2 protein-coding genes are annotated in these 1,037 nt (G+C 50.7%); both read left to right on the top strand.

Translation table 11 applies throughout. From position 1 onward, the window contains the following. Positions 1–130 precede the first annotated feature (130 nt). The gene (mobC, locus tag DWY84_RS17150; protein WP_118534483.1) at positions 131–451 is read left to right on the top strand and encodes a plasmid mobilization relaxosome protein MobC; all 321 of its coding nucleotides are present in this window, start codon (positions 131–133) and stop codon (positions 449–451) included. Then, positions 412–1,037 (top strand): relaxase/mobilization nuclease domain-containing protein (locus tag DWY84_RS17145; protein ID WP_147522589.1); only part of this gene is annotated, 626 nt, incomplete at its 3' end. The genes mobC and DWY84_RS17145, both read left to right, overlap by 40 nt.

Here is a 1,037-nt window from a genome sequence, read left to right as displayed (position 1 = left end):
AGATACGAGGTGCAGGAGCTGATGAAAGTAATTGATAAGTATGTGAAACAGAACCCTTCAGAAAAGGAAAATAAGACGCTGGAGCGTTTCTTTGACCTGCTCGATGTGATGGACATGGAGTGGTAAGGGGATGAACAAGACAAGACCGAAACAGTTATCCTTCCGGGTAAACGAGGAAGAATACCAGAAGTTGCAGGAGAGGGTGCAGGAGAGTGGGAAGAACCAGCAGGAATATATCCTTTCCTGCGTGCTGGATAAAAAAATCGTCAATACGGACGGAATCAAGGAACTTATCCCGGAGCTGAAGCGGATCGGGAACAACCTCAACCAGATAGCAAAGCGGTGTAATGAGGGCGGAGTGCTGCCAAGTGAATCCGAGGTGCGGGAACAAGGGGAGGAGCTGAAGCAAGTATGGCAGTTATTAAGGCGGTATCTTCAAAGGCAGGCATAGGACAGGCGATTGACTATGTGACGAAAGAAGAAAAGACAGAGGAGAAGCTTGTCAGCGGTCTGCATTGCGAAGCAGAGACGGCAAAGGAGGAAATGCAGGCGACCAAGGAGCTATGGGAGAAAACCGGGGGAAGGACATACAAGCACTTTGTCCAGAGCTACCATAAGGACGAGAAAATCACGCCGGAGCAGGCACACAGAAACGCTTTACAGCTTGCAGAGAATACGCCGGCATGGAAAGGATTTGAGGTGCTTGTGGCTACCCATAAGGACAAAAAACATATCCATACGCACTTTATCGTCAATTCTGTCAATTTTGAGGACGGGCACAAGCTCCAGTGGAGCAGTGCCGACCTGCGGGAGCTGAAGGAGCGGTGCAACGCACAGAGCCAAGAGCAGGGGCTGCACGTTCCAGAAAAGGGAAAGACCTTTGAAGGAGCGGAGCGTGAAGAAACAGTGGCATGGAAGAAAGAGACGTACCAGCTTTTGAAGCAGGCGGAGCAGGGGGAAGTGAAAAGCTATGCCCAGGACATTGCCCTGGCGGTGCTGGACTGTAAGGAAACAGCGACCAGCCGGGAAACCTTTAT

Origin of the sequence: Clostridium sp. AF27-2AA (assembly GCF_003478505.1) — a bacterium.
Lineage (GTDB): Bacteria > Bacillota > Clostridia > Lachnospirales > Lachnospiraceae > Brotaphodocola.
This window is presented reverse-complemented; position numbering and strand designations above follow the sequence as displayed.